This window comes from Streptomyces sp. NPDC016562 (assembly GCF_043076955.1).
GTDB lineage: Bacteria > Actinomycetota > Actinomycetes > Streptomycetales > Streptomycetaceae > Streptomyces.
In genome coordinates, this window is record NZ_JBIBRZ010000001.1 from 1,585,056 (window position 1) to 1,600,976 (window position 15,921).

A 15,921-nucleotide genomic window follows, 5' to 3' on the forward strand; every position below is an offset into this window, starting at 1 on the left:
GGGACGGGAGAGGGAAGGGCCCGGGCGGGCGCCGCGCGCGTGCGATGGTGGTGGGGTGAACCTGGAGGACCTCGTCCGGCTGCGCCGGGCCCGTGACCGGATGGACCGCGACTACGCGGAGCCGCTCGACGTGCCGACGCTGGCGCGCGACGCGCTCATGTCGCCGGGCCACTTCTCGCGCAGTTTCCGCGCGGCCTACGGGGAGACCCCGTACGGCTACCTGATGACGCGCAGGATCGAGCGGGCCAAGGCGCTGCTGCGGCGGGGGGACCTGTCGGTGACGGAGGTCTGCTTCGCGGTCGGCTGTACCTCGCTGGGGTCGTTCAGTTCGCGGTTCACGGAGCTGGTCGGCGAGAGCCCCCGCGCCTACCGGGCCCGCTCCCACGACGAGGGCGCCGCCATCCCGGCGTGCGTCGCCAAGGTGCACACGCGACCGGTCAGGAACGGAGAAGCAAAACCGGCTGGCCGCCCTTAGCGTCGTACGCATGGACATCAAAGTGACCCAGTGCTTCATCGCCGTCGACGACCACGACAAGGCGCTCGCCTTCTACCGGGACGCCCTCGGCATGGAGGTGCGCAACGACGTCGGTTTCGAGGGGATGCGATGGGTGACCGTCGGCTCGCCCTCGCAGCCCGACGTGGAGATCGTGCTCGAACCGCCGCTCGCGGACCCGAACGCCTCGGCCGCCGACAAGGCGGTCATGGCGGAGCTGTTGGCCAAGGGGCTGCTGCGCGGCGTCATCTTCCGCACCGACGACGTCGACGCCACCTTCGAGCGGATCCGCGCCGCGGGCGGCGAGGTGTTGCAGGAGCCGATCGACCAGCCGTACGGCGTGCGCGACTGCGCCTTCCGCGATCCCTCCGGCAACATGCTGCGCTTCAACCAGCCCCGTCGGCCGTGACGCGTTCCAGGTCCGTCAGCAGCGCGTCCAGCCAGTTCTCCGCCACGAAGTAGCCGCTCGACGCCCCGGCCGGGGCGGGTCTCGACGCGTCCGGCGCGTCGGGGGGCCGCCCCGGCGTCGGGGCCGGGTCGCCCCGCGGGTCCAGCACCGCGGACAGCAGCAGCATCCGCCCCGCCACCCGGTCCGCGAGGCGGGTGACCGCGGCGGCCACGGCGGGGTCCGGGGGCGGCTCCCCCGGCGGGTCGGCCGCCAGCATCCGCTCGGCTCCCCACAGGGTGTGGTGCCCGGTCAGCAGCACCGCCTGCCAGTCGACCGCCTTGGGGCCGTCGCCGGGCGCGCGCCCCGGTTCGCTCTGGAACTGCGCGAAGGCCGACTCCGCCAGGACGAGCGAGTGGCGCAGCGCCCCGTGCCCCGGCGGGGCTCCCGGCTCCCGTGGCCCGCCGGCCGCGAGCGCCGAAGCCGTGGTGACCACCGCCTCGGCGGCGGTCCGCAGCAGGGCCGCGCCCGAGCGGCGTACCTCCTCGTGCGCGCCGCGCGGCCAGGCCAGCAGCCCGAACACCGCGCCGACGGCGCTGCCGATGAGCACGTCCAGCAGCCGGACCTCGGCCAGCCGCCAGGTGGTCGGCGCCAGCTGCGCGAACACCAGGGCGACCACGAGCGCGAACAGCGCCTGTGACCAGCCGACGCCCTTCACCGGCCCGACTGTGAAGGTGAACAGGAGCAGCGCCGGCATCACGGCGGCGTACACCGTGGTGTCCGTACCGACGAGGGCGAGGACCCCGGCCACGCACGCGGCCCCGATCAGGGTTCCGGCCAAGGCGCTGCGGATGCCGGTCCGGGTCGCGTCCAGGGTCGAGCGGGTCAGGGTCAGCGTGGCCAGCATCGCCCAGAAGCCGTGCGGCAGCGTGGCCAGGCCGGCGACGGCCCGGGCCGCCGCGAGCGCCAGGCTGATCCGGACCGCGTTCTGGAAGAAGACCGATCTGCTCCCGGCGTGCCCCACCAGGCGCCGCCACCACAGCCGCGGCGCCCCCATCCGCGCGTACCAGAACCGGTCCGCGGGCAGGCCGGCCGCGGCCGCCCGCCCCCGTACGGCCAGGTGCGCGGCCGCCGACAGCGCCAGCGCGGCGTCGGCCACCTCCAGCAGGGCCGCGCGGCGGCGCAGCGACGCGGGGAGGGCGCCCCGGGTCGGGGCCCCGGCCAGCAGTGCGCGCTCGGCGGCCGGGCCGCGGGGGGCGGCGCCGGCTGCGCTTTCCCCGCGCAGCAGCGCGGCGGCGTCGGCCGCGGACCGGCCCACGGCGCGCAGCAGGTCCAGCCCCGCCTGAGTCGGTTCCCGGCCCGGCGCCGGGGCGGGTATCCGGGTCAGCCGGTTCAGCAGGGTGCGGCTCGCCAGCCCGGTCTGGGCCAGGGCGCGCGAGCGGATCCCCGGTCCGGCCGGGCGCTCCGCCTCCGCGACGCGCGAGGGCCGCAGTGCCTCGCCGGCCGCACGGGCCGCCGCACGGTGCGCCGGGGAGAGCGTGTACGGCGCGCGGGCCAGCTCCTCGGCGCAGCGCTCGGCCGTGAGCGCGGCGCGGGCGGCGAGTTCCCGGTACGGCACGGTCGGCGGATCGGGGAAGAGGAACGCCTCGGCGAGGATCAGCAGGAGGATCCCCGTGGTGGTCCCGGCGAACCGCTCGCCGAGGGTGTCCGGAGCGTACGGCGGGAAGGACGGCAGGATGTAGAGCAGCTGGAGCCCGGGCGCCGCGCCGGCCGGGCGGGGTCCGCCCACGGCGACGAAGGCCAGTGCGAAGCCGATGACCAGCATCCCGGCCACCGCGCTCCAGGTGCGGACGGCCAGGTAGGTGCCCGCGGCGACCAGGAGCCAGGCCGCCGGGAGCGCCCGCAGCAGCACGGCGGCCCGCTGGCGGCCGGTGCCCGGGATGCGCGAGAGTCCGGCCAGCGCCACCGCGGAGAACAGCGCGTAGGTGGCCGCGACGGGCTGCCCGAGCCCGTACAGGAACAGGTAGAACCCGGCCCCTGCGGCCGCCGTGACCCGCAGCGAGCGGCGGGCCGCCCCCGCGTAGGCGGCGCGGTCGGCACCCATGCCACCAGGATCGGGCACCGCCGACGCCCCGGCACCCCGTGTGGTCAGGGGGCGGGGGCGCTCACCGGGTCACCGGGCCGGCCGGGGGCCGGTCAGCCGACGGGGCGGGCGGCCGCGTCGAGGCTCGGGGCCTGCCGGGCGACGGGCGCGGGCGCCCGGTGGAAGAGCACCTCGACCATGCGCCGCTCCGGGCCCCGCCGGCGCAGCACCAGATAGCCGATGAAGGCGGCCGGGCCGAAGAACACCTGGGCGGGGATGAGGGTGGGGGCGCTGTCGGTGACCGCGGTGACGATGTGCAGGGTGGCCATGGGCGCCACCGCTCCGAAGAGGGTGACCAGGACGATCCCGGTCCACAGGCCCGGCTTCCCGTAGGCCTTGTAGGCGGCCGTCGTGAACAGGGCGTAGGCCAGCAGGTCGCCCATGCCGACCACGGCGCCGGCGTCCTCGGTGAGGCGCAGGCCGGCGGCGGGGGCGTAGGGATAGCCCTGGACCGCGTCGGACAGCTCCTGCGTCAGCGGGATCACCGTGGCGAAGAACGCGTCGTACACGGTGAGGGCGAGGAGGAACCACGCGACGTTCTTCAGCCGCATGCCGCCCTGCACCTGGAGGTTCGTGGCGGAGATGACGACCAGGAGGACGACCACGCTGTTCGCCACCCAGTACGGCGGCCGCGTACCGCCGAACGCCATGTGGAGGAGCAGCACGCTCGCGATCAGCACGGCGATCAACGTCCAGCGGAGCCTGCCGTTGGCGATGAGGGGCTGGTAGCCGACGGACAGGCCGCCCGCGAAGACGAGCGCGAGCACGACCGGGAGGACGGGGCCGGGCAGCGTGAGGTAGATGTACGGCAGCGCCAGCACGAAGCCCATCATCAGGAAGATGTCGCGGCCGTTGAAGACGCCGACCGGCGGCCTCTGGGTGCGCACGTTGCGGAAGTAGAGGACCGCGCCGACGCACACCGCGAGCGCCAGGACGGTGGTGGCCGTGATCTGGAAGAAGACCGTCATGCGTGGCTCCGGGTGAAGGTGTGCTCCAACAGGTCGCAGCGGAGCGGGAACCGGCGGGCGGCCTCCTCCTCGCTCAGGGGCAGGACCGTGACGTCCGCGTCGATGTCCCGGGCGAGCAGCCGCTTGGTCACCTCCGCCGCGGTGACCTCCCGGGAGGCGACCTCCACGTGGAGCCGGCCGTCCGGTCCGACCCGGGCGCTGTGGCGCAGCGGCCAGGGCAGACCGGGGGTGCCGTCCAGCGCCTCCAGGACGTCGCGGGGGGTCACGACGCCCTCGGCGGTGCGGTGCAGCAGGCCCGCCTTGCCGAGGATCTGGGACACCGCGGGCACGGCCTTCAGTTCGCACTCGGGCTCGCCGTCCAGGGTGCGGACCACGTCGCCGGTGTTGTACCGCAGGACCGGCATGCACTCCCGGTAGGGGTAGTACGGGGTGACCGTGAGCTCGCCGAGGCGGCCGGGGGCGGCGGGCTCGCCGGTGTCCAGGTCGAGGACCTCGATGTACCCCATGTTGGGGTCCATGTGGAGGTGGTGGTGACTGCAGGTGCGGCCGCCGACCGGCAGCAGTTCGGTCATGCCGAAGGTGTCGTTGACGTCCTGGGCCCCGAAGGTGTCGCGCAGGGCGTCGGACAGGGCCTGGGACAGCATCTCCCCGCCGGCGTAGACGGCGCGGACGGCGAAGTCGTCGGGCCCGTATCCGCGTTGACGTGCGGCGGTCACCATCTGACCCAGGTAGCTCGGGTTGCCGGTGAGCAGGGTGGGCGGGGTGCCGTACCGTCCGAGCAGGTGCTCGACGGACTCCTCGGCCGGGATCTGGCCCGCGACGTGGCAGGAGGCGTTGGCGAGCCGGCACACCTCGACGTCCTCCTGGACGGCGGCCGTGGCCCGGGAGCTCATGTTGATCTGCATCCGGTCGCTGGGGCGCAGGTCGCCGCGGAGCACCATGGACAGCGCGATCAGCGCGGGCCAGAGCTCCATCTCGTAGCGGGAGACCCAGATCTGGACGGGGCGGCCGGTGGTGCCGGTCGTCTGTGTCGCCAGGTACGGGGAGCTGCACAGGAAGTCGGTGGGGCGTTCGATCAGATCGGCCTTGCGGGTCACCGGGATGCGGGTGAGCGTTTCGACGGTCAGCCCTTCGAGGTCCACTCCGGCGAGCCGCTCCCGGTAGAAGGGCGAGAGCTTGGCGAGCCTGCGGACGGTGCGCTGAAGGGCGCGGTTCTGCAGGTCCCGGCGGTCGTCGGGGTCCGCGAACGGGCCGTCGGCCAGTTCGTCGACGTCGTCGCCGAGCGAGCCGAACTCCTCCAGCGTGGCGAGGGCGTCGGCGACCAGCCGCTCCACGGCCCGTACGTTCAGCCGCCGGCCGAACACCATGGACATCGCCACCCGCACCTGCCGGACACCGGTCTCCAGCACTCTGCCTCCCTAAGGCGTAGCACGGGGTGGGGACGGCGAGCCGTCCCCACCCCTGTTCACTGCGTCAGCTGCCGGAACAGGTCGAGAAGAAGACCGCCGTCATGGCGGACATGACGTACTTGAACTGCTTGGCGCTGGTCTTGATCGAGCTCATGGGAACCCTCCTTGTTTCGTTCCGGTGGACGGCCGCTCGGACACCCCGGGAGGCGCAGTAACGTTCCGTCACTTGGGTGATGACACAGTGGCGTGATTCGGGTGCACGGGCAATGATCGGGTCCATTCAACGGACCGGCCGGTGAACGGGGCGGCAACAACGACCTGTTGCTGAGCTGGTGCGAACGGGGAATTCCGGGACCACCCGACCGGTGGTCCCGGCGTGAGAGGGGGACCGCTCATGGCCAGATCCGGCACAGAGGGGCGGGGAGTACTCGAGGGCGCCTTCGCGCTCATGGAAGCACTCGCTCAGGGCGACGAAGTCGGGCTGACCCGCCTGGCGGCCGACGCCGAACTACCGAAGGCCACCGCGCACCGCCTGCTCGGCCAGTTGGTCTCGCTCGGCGCGGTGCAGAGCGAGGAGGGCCGCTACCGGCTCGGGCCGAGGACGTTCCGCCTCGGGCAGGCGTGGCACCCCGCCCGGGTCCTGCGCACGGCCTCGGCGCGGCCGCTGCGCGAACTCGCTTCGACAGCGGGGAGATTGAGCTTCAGCCTGTCGGTGTCGGAGGCGGGGCACACGATCATCGTCGGGGGTCTGCGGGGAGAGGTGGACGAGGTCTTCCCGCTGCGCTCGGGAGCGGTGCTCCCGCCGGGGAGCGCGGCCGAGCTGGTCCTCGCGGCGTCCGCGCCGGTGGCGGAGCCGCCGGCGGGCTGGGGGAAGGGCGAGTGGGCACGCGAGGCGGCGCGGGCCCGGGAACGGGGCCTCGCCTTCGAGTACGGCCGGTGCGTGAGCTCGCTCTCGTGCGTGGCGGCGCCGGTGCACTCCGCGTCCGGCCAGGTGGTCGCCACGGTCGCGGCAACGGCCCTGGACGGCAAGCAGATCGCTCCGTTGGGCGAGGTCGTGAGCCGCGCGGCGGCCATGATCAGCGCGAACCTCTCCCGCCTGCCGGCCCCACGGCCCCGCCCCCGCCTCCCGCACCCGGCCGTCTAGTCCGTGTCCGCCGGTCGCGGAGGGTGCCGGGTGGGTGTGCGGGCGCGGCTGCCACACTCGGGAGGTGCGCCCCGCGACCGGCGGTGCGGGGAAGAACGGATCTCAGCGTGCCCCGATGGACTGTGCTTGCGATACCCGTCGACGGTGTCAGCGATATGGACCGAAACGCGCGAACGGTCACGCAATTCGACGGCAGTACGGAGGAAGCCGTAGCGGCTCTGCTGGAGGTGGCGAACACGTACGAGCACAAGCTCTGGAAGGTGACCCGCCGCGAGATCTTCAAGTGCTCCAGCCGGTCCTATTTCCTCCGTATCCACGGCCGCATGGCCACGTACGGGTTTGTGCTCCAGCTCGCCGAGCTGGTCCACGACACAGCGGAGCCCACGAGCACGTTCCCCGGCTGAAGCGGCCCACTACAGCAGCCGCGCCCCACCTACGCGCCGGCGCGGGCCACGAGCAGCGGCTGGAAGAAGCCCGTCTCGTGCGGCATCCGCCACTCGGGGTCGACGAAGCCGGCCTCGGCGGCGAGGCCGGCCAGACGGTCCTGGCCGAGGGCCCAGTGGGTGGTCCGGCGGACCTGGACGCGCCATTCTCCGTCCGCCGGGAGGAGTTGGAAGTGCTCCAGGTCGTAGTGCTCGCCGTCGTCGTGCCAGTGCCACAGCTGGAAAGTGACGGTCCGGTCTCCGGCGTCGGCGCGGTCGGCGGCCCGGTGGACCTGCGGGGCGGGCGGCGCGGACGGCGGCGGCGCGGGGGCTGATGTCGGTCCCGGTCGCGCGGTGCCCGTGCTGCGCCAGGCCGATGGCCTGCGTACCGATGCCGCAGGAGCAGTCGAGCACCTCCGCGCGATCCCGGCCGATCAGGGCGTCCAGAGCGTCCCCCTGCCGGCGGATGCTCGCGTCCCAGTCCTCGTAGATCAGGTGGTAGTCGTCGGCCAGTTCGTCGTAGAAGTGAGCCACTGAGGTCTCGGACATGGGCCGAGATTAGCGTGTCTGGTAACGGAGTTGCTGGTCAGACCCGTGATCGGGACGGACCGCACCGGCTCACGTGTAGGCGGCCGTGTCGTGCACGGCGCCGAACCGGGGGAAGATCCGTTCCACGGTGAACTCGTGCTCGTCCGCGGCGAATCCGGACATCGCGTCGGCGACGAACTCCACCTCGTAGCCGTGGTCGCTCGCGGCCCGCGCGGTGGACTCCACCCCCATCGTGGTGACCAGCCCGGCGAGCACCACGGTGTCCACGCCGCGGGCGAGCAACTGCTCGTGCAGGTCCGTGCCGTGGAACGCGCCGACCGTGCGCTTGACGACCACGAGGTCCCCGGGCCGGACCAGACCGTCCGCGAGGTCGCTGCCGGGTGGCTGCTCGGTCACGTTCGGCCGCTCCACCCGGACCAGCACCACCGGGCGGCCCTGCGCCCGGAACGCATCGGCCAGCCGACGGCAGCGGGCCTGCACCTCCTCCCCGGAGTGAGGAGCGACGGGCAGCGCGACGATGCGGGGCATCAGGTCGATGAGGATCAGCGCGGAGGTCACGGCAGTGATCGTAACCGGGCGGGAAATGCATGGTGGTTCGAAAGCCGAAGGGCTAGGGTCACGCTCGATGACGACTCACTTCCTCAACAGATCGGGGGTCCCGTCCGCGCAAGGTGATGCCTGATGCTCACCGAGACCGCGAACGAGGATTCCCGCCTTGCCCTCTGGCTGCGCGTGCGCGAGTTCGCCGTGCCGCCGTCCATGATCGAGACTGCGACCGCCCGCCGGCATTCCGGCGACTGGGCGGGGGCGTGCGCCGCCGCAGGCATCGACGTCGATCTCGACCTGAGAAGAACCTCACGTACCCACGGCCGGACACTCGCGGCCCGCATTCGGGCCGATCTGCGTCACCTGGCACCGGACCTGCTGCGCTGGCACATGCCGCGCATCGCTCCCGACGGGCTCCTGCGCCCGGGACTGACCGTGCCCCTGGCCCGGTACGACGGCCCGGATCACGACCGGGCGGAAGACGACGGCGCCGCGCCGGTGTACCTCGTGGTCCGGACCGCGCCCGCCTGGGCGGACGCCGGCCAGCGGATCAGCCTCGGCCTGTGGGACGCGTCCCGCCCCGGCGACGGCGCAGGCCGTCATCCCCACCCCCGTCCCGACCGGCGGTTCCGCCTGGATCTGCACCGTCACCTCTGGGACGGGCGCAGGACCGGGGAGCTGCGGATCCGGTCCGGGGCCGACCGGCCCCCCGTCGGCGGCCGCGCCCCGACGGATCCCGAACTGCCGCTTCCGATGCCCTGGGCGGACCACTGCGCCGTGGACCGGTGGGCGGCTGAGGCAGGGATCCTGCTCGGTGCCGGGGGACGGTCCGCCGGCAGCGTCACCGTACGGTTCGGGGCCCGGCAGCGGCTGGTCCTCGACCTGTCCCCCGCGGACGGCCACGGGACGCCCGTACTGCGGATCGCGGCGGCCCCCGCCGACGGCAGTGCCTCCGCGCTGCCGGTCCTGCCCGATGCGGCGACCTGGGTGCTGCCCGACCTGGAGCTGATCCGTACGGGTTCGATCCCGGCCGACCGGCTGCACCCGCTGGTCGCCTCGGCGCTGGTACCGGACCACGCACCCGGTCGGGGACCAGCGGGTCAGGTACCGGGGCACGCCCCACCGCGCCTCGTGGAGTGCCGGGGAGCCCGGCACCGGATCGGTCTGGTCGACGGGGTGCTCGTCCCGCTGGACCACGACGCGGACGAGATCCTGCGCGAGGAACTCCTGGTCGCCCTGACCGGTACTCCCCTGCCCTGCCTCCAGGCCATCGACCTGGCGCACCGCCGTCCCGACTGCCTCACCGGCGTCCGCGAACGCCTGGCCCACGGCGACACCGCCGGGGCGCTGGACGTCGTCGCGGGCCTGCTGGGCCCCGACGCCCTACTGCGCCCGGGCGCTCTGCGCGACGCGCTGGAGGCGGCCGCCCGCCGGCGGATCACCCACGGGCTGTTCCGGGCGGGACTGGCCGGACCGGGCCCCGGCCGCACCTACCCGGGCACGGTCCGCCCCCGCGAACACCGCTCCCACCCGCGCCAGGGGATCTCCCGCTGATCCGGGGACGCCGCTCCCCGCCTTCCCCACCCTCCGCCGCCTTGCCCTCTGACGAACCCAAAGGTGATCGGACATGCCCATGCCCACGCCCTTGCCCATGCCCCTGCCCACGCCCCTGCCCTCCCAGCTCGACGTCGCCGGCGACCTGCTGGCCCTGCTCCGCGACACCACGACCGAACCGCGCCCCGACAGCCAACTGGAGGCGCTGACCCTGGCGGTGGCCGCCGACCTGCCCGTCCTCCTGTGGGGTGAGCCGGGCATCGGCAAGACCGCGGCCCTGACCCAGTTGGCCGCGACCCTGGACCTGCCGCTGACCACGGTGATCGCCAGCGTGCACGAGCCCTCCGACTTCTCGGGGCTGCCGATCGTCGGCGACGACCCCGCCGTACAGGGCGTCCCGATGGCTCCGCCGGACTGGGCGGTGCGCCTCGTGAAGGCCGGCCGGGGGCTGCTGTTCCTGGACGAACTGTCCACGGCCCCGCCGGCCGTTCAGGCCGCCCTGCTGCGCCTCGTACTGGAGCGGCGGATCGGCGCCCTCCAGCTGCCGCCCGGGGTCCGGATCGTGGCGGCCGCCAATCCGCGCTCCTCGGCCGCGGACGGCTGGGAGCTCAGCCCGCCCCTGGCCAACCGGTTCGTGCACCTCCAGTGGACCCACGACCACGAGGTCGTCGTACGCGGTCTCGGCGGGACGTGGCCCGTGGCCACGCTGCCCCGGCTCGACCCCGGGAAACTGCCCGCGGCGGTGGACTTCGCCCGTCGTGCGGTGTGCGGGCTCCTCGCCGCCCGCCCGGCGCTCGTGCACCGGCTGCCCGCCAACGAGGCGCGCCGCGGCGGTGCGTGGCCGTCGCCGCGGAGCTGGGACATGACCGTGTGTCTGATCGCCTTCGCGACCGCGGCCGGCTCCTCCCGGGAAGTGCTGTCCTCGCTGGTCAGGGGCACGGTGGGGGACGGTCCGGGGCTGGAGCTGCTGGCGAGCATGGACCGGATGGACCTCCCGGACCCCGAGGTGCTCCTCGCCGACCCGTCGGCCGCCGTCCTGCCCGAGCGGGGGGACCTGCGCCAGGCCGTGCTCGACGGTGTGGTGGCCGCGGTCCGCGCGCGCCCTGAGAAGGCGCGCTGGGACGCGGCGTGGGCGGTGCTCGTGCGGGCGCTGGAGACCGGAGCGCCGGACCTGGTGGTCGTGCCCGCGACCACGCTCGCCTCGCTGCGGCACCAGGACTGGGACGTTCCGGCGTCGATCGAGCGTCTCGCCGGAGCGGTGTCCCTGTCGCGGCGGGCGGACCGTTCGGCGGCCCTGGCCGCGGCCCGCACCGGGGCGACCGCGACGGCCGGCCGATGACCCGGGTCGCGACGGGGGCACTGGACCTCGACAAGCTCTTCGCCGCCCGGCTGCACGCCGCCCGGGCCCGGCCGTACCTGGCGACGGCGCTGTTCGCCCTGCACACCGTGGAGTCGCGGAGCGTTCCGACGATGGCCGTCGACCGGCACTGGCGGTGTTACGTCTCCCCGGCGTTCGTGGACCGGACCCCGGTGGAGGAGCTGGCCGGGGTGTGGGTGCACGAGGTGTCGCACCTGCTGCGCGACCATCACGGGCGCAGCGACCGGTTCGCGCGGGAGCACGGGCTGTCGGGGCGGGCGCAGCGCCTGCGGATGAACATCGCCGCGGACTGCGAGATCAACGACGACGTGTTCGGTGACGGGCTGGTCAAGCCCGAAGGAGCGGTCGAGCCGCGCACCCTGAGGCTTGCCCCGGGGCAGCTGATGGAGGATTACCTGCGCCAGTTCCAGCTGGGGCCGTGCACGCAGGGCATGGCCTGGCTGGACTGCGGCAGCGGCGCGGACGGGCTGGACCGGGAGTGGGACCTGGGGCCGGACGGCGCGCACGGCCTGGACGCGCAGGAGCGGGACCTGGTGCGCTACCGGGTGGCGCAGGGCATCACCGGCCGTCCGGGGAACGCCCCGCAGGGCTGGCGGCGGTGGGCCCAGGAGGCCTTCCAGCCGCCGCAGCCGTGGCGGGAGCTGCTGGGTGCGGCGTTGCGCTCGGCGACCTCCGGAGCGGGCGCGGGCGAGGACTACACGTACGGCCGCCCGTCGCGGCGCTCGGCCGGGATGCCCGGCGTCGTCCTGCCGAGCCTGCGGCGCACGCCGCCGCGGGTCGCCGTGGTGATCGACACCTCCGGCTCGGTCAGTGACTCCGAGCTGGGCAGCGCGCTGCACGAGGTCGCCGCGATCGCGCGGGCCGTGGGCGGGCGGCGCGACCTGGTCAGTGTGCTGCCCTGCGACGCGTCGGCCCAGGTCGTGCACCCGCTGTGCCGTGCCGAGGGCATCCCGCTGATCGGCGGCGGGGGCACGGACCTGCGCGCGGGCTTCGCCAGGGCCCTGCGGACGCGGCCGGGGCCCGATGTCGTCGTGGTCCTGACGGACGGGCAGACGCCCTGGCCCGAGGCGCGGCCGTCGTGCCGGACGGTGGTGGGCCTGTTCCCCCGGCAGCATATGGGCGGGTCGTGGGACGAGGACGACCCCGACTACGTCCCGCCCGCGCCGCCCGCGTGGGCCCGCGTGGTCGAGATCGGCTCGGCGCCGGGCCGCTGAGCCCGCGGCCGCCCCGGGCAGGCATGAACACGCCTCGCCCCCGGGCCCGCGGACCGGGTTCAGAGCGGATCCACGTCCAGGAAGGCCGCGAAGTCGGGCGCGGCGGCACCCGCCTCCCCGGGCAGCGCCTGCTCCGCCCAGATGATCTTGCTTTCGGGGGTGTAGCGGGTGCCCCAGCGTTCGCTGAGCTGCGCCACGAGGAACAGTCCGCGGCCGCCCTCGTCCGTGGTGGCGGCGTACCGCAGGTGCGGGGCGTTGCTGCTGCCGTCCCACACCTCGCAGGTCAGGGTGTGGTCGTACAGCAGCCGGACCCGTACCGGCGCGCTGCCGTGCCGCAGGGCGTTGGTGATCAGTTCGCTGAGGATCAGCTCCGTGGCGAAGCCGAGCTCGGTCAGTCCCCATTCGTCGAGCTTCTTCGCGGCGAGGCTGCGGGCCGCGCCGACCGCGCTCGGCTCCATCGGTACGTCCCACTGCACGACCCGGTCCTCGCCGAGGGTCCGCGTCCGCGCGATGAGCAGCGCCACGTCGTCCGTCGGCCGGTCCGGCAGCAGCAGGTCCAGTACGGCCCGGCAGCTCTCGTGCGGGTCCCGGTCGGGATGGCTCAGGGCCGCGCGCAGCATCTCCAGCCCCTCGCCGATGTCGCGGCTGCGCTGCTCGACCAGGCCGTCCGTGTAGAGCACGAGCTGGCTTCCCTCGGCCAGGTACAGCTCCGCCGTCTCGAACGGCATGCCCCCGAGCCCCAGCGGGGGTCCGGCGGGCAGTTCGACGATCTCCGTCGTGCCGTCGGGAGCGACCACCAGGGGCGGCAGGTGCCCGGCCCGCGCCATCGTGCAGTGCTGGGACACCGGGTCGTAGACGGCGTACAGGCAGGTCGCGCCGAGGACACCGCCGTCGGCGTCGTCGCCGTCCCCCTCCCGGTCGTGGTCGATGCGCTGTACGAGGTCGTCCAGGCGGGCGAGGATCTCGTCGGGCGGCAGGTCGAGCGACGAGAAGTTGTGCACCGCCGTGCGCAGCCGGCCCATGGTGGCCGCGGCGTGCAGGCCGTGGCCCACGACGTCGCCGACGACCAGTGCGACCCGGCTGCCCGGCAGCGGGATCACGTCGAACCAGTCGCCGCCCACTCCGGACTGCGCCGGCAGGTAGAAGTGCGCGACGTCCATGGCGCTCTGCTCGGGCAGGGCCCGCGGCAGCAGGCTGCGCTGGAGCGTCACCGCCATGGCGTGCTCGCGGGTGAAACGGCGGGCGTTGTCCATGCTGACCGCCGCACGGGCCACGAGTTCCTCGGCGAGGGACAGCTCGTCCTCGTCGAAGGGCTCGGGCTTCTGCGACCGCCAGAAGTTGACCACCCCGAGGACGACGCCGCGGGCCTTGAGGGGCGCCGCGATGAGCGAGTGGATGCCGTACTCGACGATGGCCCGGGCGCGCGGCGGGTCCTGGGCGTGCCAGCCGGACGCGTGGGCGAGGTCGGGGACCAGCTCGGCCTCGCCGGTGCCGTAACCGCGTGCCTGCGGCGTGGAGGGGAGGAAGTCGATCAGCCGGCCGCAGGGGTAGAGCGGGTGGTCGGAGCGGATGCCGCTGACGGCGGTGCGCCGCATGTCGGCGCCCGGGCCGGGCTCCTCCCCGTGGAGGACGGGCTCCGCCAGGTCGACCGTGACGAAGTCGGCGAAGCGGGGTACGGCCACGGCGGCCAGCTCCTCGGCCGTGCGGACCACGTCGAGGCTGGTGCCGATGTCACCGCCCGCGTCGTACAGCAGCTTGAGGCGGCGGCGGGCGGTGTCGGCCCGGCTGGTGAGGATCTGCATCTCCGTGGAGTCACGGATGGTGACCGCGGTGCCCTCGGGCCGGCCCCGGGGGTGGGTGGGCCGCTGGTTGACCACGAGCAGCCGGTCCCCGCTCTCCAGCACCTCGTCGGTGGTCTCCCGGCCCGAGAGCAGCAGGTCGGCCATCCGGCGGTCCAGGCCGGGTACCGCCCCGATGTGGCGCCCCTCGGCGTCCTCGGGGAGCCCCAGGAGCCGCTTGGCCTCGTCGTTCGCGAGCAGGAGGCGACCTTCGCCGTCGGTGATCAGCACCCCCTCGCGTACGGCGTGGAGCACCGCGTCGTGGTGCTCGTACATCCGGGTCATCTCCTGCGTGCCGAGCCCGTGGGTCTGGCGGCGCAGCCGGCGGCTGATCAGCGCCGTGCCGGCGGTGGCCAGGGCCAGGCCCGTCGCGATGGCCAGGAGGATGACGGGGAGCTGCCGGTCGACGACACCGGTCACGTTCTTCACGGTCAGGCCCGCCGACACGAGGGCGACGACGCGTCCGTCGGCCGCGGTGACCGGCACCACCGCCTGGATCTCCTTGCCCAGCGGCCCGTCCACGCTCTCGGTGTGGACGCGGCCGGCGAGCGAGGGCTCGATCGTGCCGACGAACCGTTTCCCGATGCGGTCCGGCTGGGGGTGGCTGTAGCGGATGCCGTGGGTGTCCATCACGACGATGAAGTCCACTCCGGCGGCCTTGCGCGTCTGTTCGGCGAGGGGTTGCAGGACGGTGGCCGGATCGGGCCTCGTCAGGGCGTCCTGGAGGCCGAGGGAGTGCGCGAAGGTCTCGGCGACCGACACCGACCGGTTGCGTGCCTCGCGCTCGATGTCGTGCCGGGACTGGAGAACGAGGGCCAGCAGGGCTCCGGCGGCGAGCAACACCACGATCGCCACCTGGAGGACGAATACCTGTCCGGCGACGCTCTTGAACCTGATGCCTAGAGGTGACCGCACCGACGTACCCGGCACGGGTGGCGAGGAAAGGTCACGAACCCAGTTGTAGCACTTCCGGGCGCCCATGGCCCCCGGCGTGCGCGCCGTATGCCCGGTCGCTTCCCCCGTGCCGCCGCGCCCCGGGGATCCCGGGCGGCGCCCGTGCGCTCCGTTCGGCCGCCCCCGGCCCAGGGAGCACGGCGTGCGGCGGGCGGCGTCACGCCGCCGCCCCGGTGCCGTTCGCGCCCGTCAGCAGCCTGGCGCGCAGTCGCTCGGCCGTCCGGTCCGACAGTTTGACCCTGTCCTCCAGATAGCCCCGTACCGACCCGTAGCGGGCCTCCAGGTCCGCGAGCACCAGCTCCATGATCACCGCGGGCGCGCGTCCGTAGCCGGGCCACTGGGGCTCCCGGCCCGGGTGGGCCGCGCGCCAGTCCCCGATCAGGCGCTCGGTGGCCAGCTCGGTGAGCGCGAAGTCGGCGAGGACCTCCTCGCGGCCGACCCCGAGCAGGGTCAGGACGAGCATCCCGATCAGCCCGGTCCGGTCCTTGCCCGAGGCGCAGTGGAAGACCACCGGGCCGGGGGCCCCGGCGATCTGCTCCAGCACCTGGCGGATCTCCTCGGCCCCGTCCTCGGTGACCTCCGCGAACCGGTCCGCGAGGTAGCGCCAGGGGTCGACGTCCGGGTCGATGGCCGCCTGGTCGTAGGGCCGGTGCTCGATGCTCAGGTTGACGTAGTGGAACCGCTCCGCCTCGGGCACCCGCCCCTTGGCCTCGATCTCCCACGGGTAGCGCAGGTCGATGACCGTACCGACGCCCAGTTCCAGGAACCTCTCCCAGTCGGCGCCGCGCAGCTTGCCGAGCGAGTCCGACCGGTACAGCTTCCGCCAGGCCACGGTCCGCCCGTCGGCGCAGCGGTAGCCGCCCATGTCGCGGAAATTGTGCAGGCCCTCGAATGTGACGTGCCGGTTCAACGGCGCTCCCCCCT

At 74.1% G+C, this 15,921-nt stretch carries 13 protein-coding genes and 1 pseudogene; 7 read left to right on the top strand and 7 right to left on the bottom strand.

Annotated features, from left to right (window positions below):
* Positions 1-55 precede the first annotated feature (55 nt).
* A complete protein-coding gene (locus ACF059_RS07310) occupies positions 56-475 on the top strand; it encodes a helix-turn-helix transcriptional regulator (RefSeq protein ID WP_392052593.1) in 420 nt (139 codons plus the stop codon).
* Between the two features lie 10 nt (positions 476-485).
* Complete coding sequence (locus ACF059_RS07315; RefSeq protein ID WP_366867354.1) at positions 486-902, top strand: VOC family protein; 417 nt, start codon at positions 486-488, stop codon at positions 900-902.
* On the opposite strand, the gene ACF059_RS07320 is transcribed toward ACF059_RS07315, so the two are convergent.
* From ACF059_RS07320 to ACF059_RS07330, 3 genes are all read right to left on the bottom strand, one after another.
* Complete coding sequence (locus ACF059_RS07320) at positions 880-2,982, bottom strand: FUSC family protein (protein WP_392052596.1); 2,103 nt, start codon at positions 2,980-2,982, stop codon at positions 880-882. The two genes, ACF059_RS07315 and ACF059_RS07320, sit on opposite strands and share 23 nt — an antisense overlap.
* 92 nt (positions 2,983-3,074) lie before the next feature.
* Positions 3,075-3,989, bottom strand: coding sequence for a hypothetical protein (locus ACF059_RS07325; protein WP_392052599.1), 915 nt, complete (start codon positions 3,987-3,989; stop codon positions 3,075-3,077).
* Entirely contained in the window at positions 3,986-5,398 is a 1,413-nt protein-coding gene (locus ACF059_RS07330) for a phenylacetate--CoA ligase family protein (RefSeq protein ID WP_392052602.1), read from the bottom strand. Before ACF059_RS07330 ends, ACF059_RS07325 begins: the two co-directional genes overlap by 4 nt.
* Positions 5,399-5,846: 448 nt before the next feature.
* On the opposite strand from ACF059_RS07330, the gene ACF059_RS07335 reads away from it, so the two are divergent.
* Positions 5,847-6,542: a helix-turn-helix domain-containing protein gene (locus ACF059_RS07335; protein WP_392052605.1), complete on the top strand. Its 696-nt coding sequence runs from the start codon at positions 5,847-5,849 to the stop codon at positions 6,540-6,542.
* A gap of 155 nt (positions 6,543-6,697) precedes the next feature.
* Entirely contained in the window at positions 6,698-6,946 is a 249-nt protein-coding gene (locus tag ACF059_RS07340) for a hypothetical protein (RefSeq protein WP_392052608.1), read from the top strand.
* A 29-nt stretch (positions 6,947-6,975) separates the two neighbouring features.
* Here ACF059_RS07340 and ACF059_RS07345 read toward each other — a convergent pair.
* Positions 6,976-7,513, bottom strand: a pseudogene (locus ACF059_RS07345) (hypothetical protein).
* A gap of 69 nt (positions 7,514-7,582) precedes the next feature.
* Entirely contained in the window at positions 7,583-8,071 is a 489-nt protein-coding gene (locus ACF059_RS07350; protein ID WP_392052611.1) for an isochorismatase family protein, read from the bottom strand.
* 123 nt (positions 8,072-8,194) lie between these two features.
* Here ACF059_RS07350 and ACF059_RS07355 point away from each other — a divergent pair, with 123 nt between their 5' ends.
* The 3 genes from ACF059_RS07355 to ACF059_RS07365 all read left to right on the top strand — a co-directional run bounded on the left by ACF059_RS07355 (position 8,195) and on the right by ACF059_RS07365 (position 12,205).
* Positions 8,195-9,613 carry a hypothetical protein gene (locus ACF059_RS07355; RefSeq protein WP_392052613.1) on the top strand — a complete coding sequence of 473 codons (1,419 nt, stop codon included), beginning with the start codon at positions 8,195-8,197 and terminating at the stop codon, positions 9,611-9,613.
* Between the two features lie 73 nt (positions 9,614-9,686).
* Positions 9,687-10,952: an AAA family ATPase gene (locus ACF059_RS07360; RefSeq protein ID WP_392052616.1), complete on the top strand. Its 1,266-nt coding sequence runs from the start codon at positions 9,687-9,689 to the stop codon at positions 10,950-10,952.
* Positions 10,949-12,205 carry a VWA-like domain-containing protein gene (locus tag ACF059_RS07365; RefSeq protein WP_392052618.1) on the top strand — a complete coding sequence of 419 codons (1,257 nt, stop codon included), beginning with the start codon at positions 10,949-10,951 and terminating at the stop codon, positions 12,203-12,205. Before ACF059_RS07360 ends, ACF059_RS07365 begins: the two co-directional genes overlap by 4 nt.
* 59 nt (positions 12,206-12,264) lie before the next feature.
* On the opposite strand, the gene ACF059_RS07370 is transcribed toward ACF059_RS07365, so the two are convergent.
* Together ACF059_RS07370 and ACF059_RS07375 are read right to left on the bottom strand one after the other, a co-directional pair.
* Positions 12,265-14,898: a SpoIIE family protein phosphatase gene (locus tag ACF059_RS07370; protein ID WP_392053126.1), complete on the bottom strand. Its 2,634-nt coding sequence runs from the start codon at positions 14,896-14,898 to the stop codon at positions 12,265-12,267.
* Between the two features lie 256 nt (positions 14,899-15,154).
* Positions 15,155-15,907: a tyrosine-protein phosphatase gene (locus ACF059_RS07375; protein ID WP_392052621.1), complete on the bottom strand. Its 753-nt coding sequence runs from the start codon at positions 15,905-15,907 to the stop codon at positions 15,155-15,157.
* Between the last annotated feature and the right edge of the window lie 14 nt (positions 15,908-15,921).

Excerpts from the sequence above, each read along its gene's own strand:
- ACF059_RS07315 (WP_366867354.1), top strand. The coding sequence starts at position 486 with ATGGACATCAAAGTGACCCAGTGCTTCATCGCCGTCGACGACCACGAC.
- ACF059_RS07320 (WP_392052596.1), bottom strand. The coding sequence starts at position 2,982 with ATGGGTGCCGACCGCGCCGCCTACGCGGGGGCGGCCCGCCGCTCGCTG.
- ACF059_RS07325 (WP_392052599.1), bottom strand. The coding sequence starts at position 3,989 with ATGACGGTCTTCTTCCAGATCACGGCCACCACCGTCCTGGCGCTCGCG.
- ACF059_RS07335 (WP_392052605.1), top strand. The coding sequence starts at position 5,847 with ATGGAAGCACTCGCTCAGGGCGACGAAGTCGGGCTGACCCGCCTGGCG.
- ACF059_RS07340 (WP_392052608.1), top strand. The coding sequence starts at position 6,698 with ATGGACCGAAACGCGCGAACGGTCACGCAATTCGACGGCAGTACGGAG.
- ACF059_RS07355 (WP_392052613.1), top strand. The coding sequence starts at position 8,195 with ATGCTCACCGAGACCGCGAACGAGGATTCCCGCCTTGCCCTCTGGCTG.
- ACF059_RS07360 (WP_392052616.1), top strand. The coding sequence starts at position 9,687 with ATGCCCATGCCCACGCCCTTGCCCATGCCCCTGCCCACGCCCCTGCCC.
- ACF059_RS07365 (WP_392052618.1), top strand. The coding sequence starts at position 10,949 with ATGACCCGGGTCGCGACGGGGGCACTGGACCTCGACAAGCTCTTCGCC.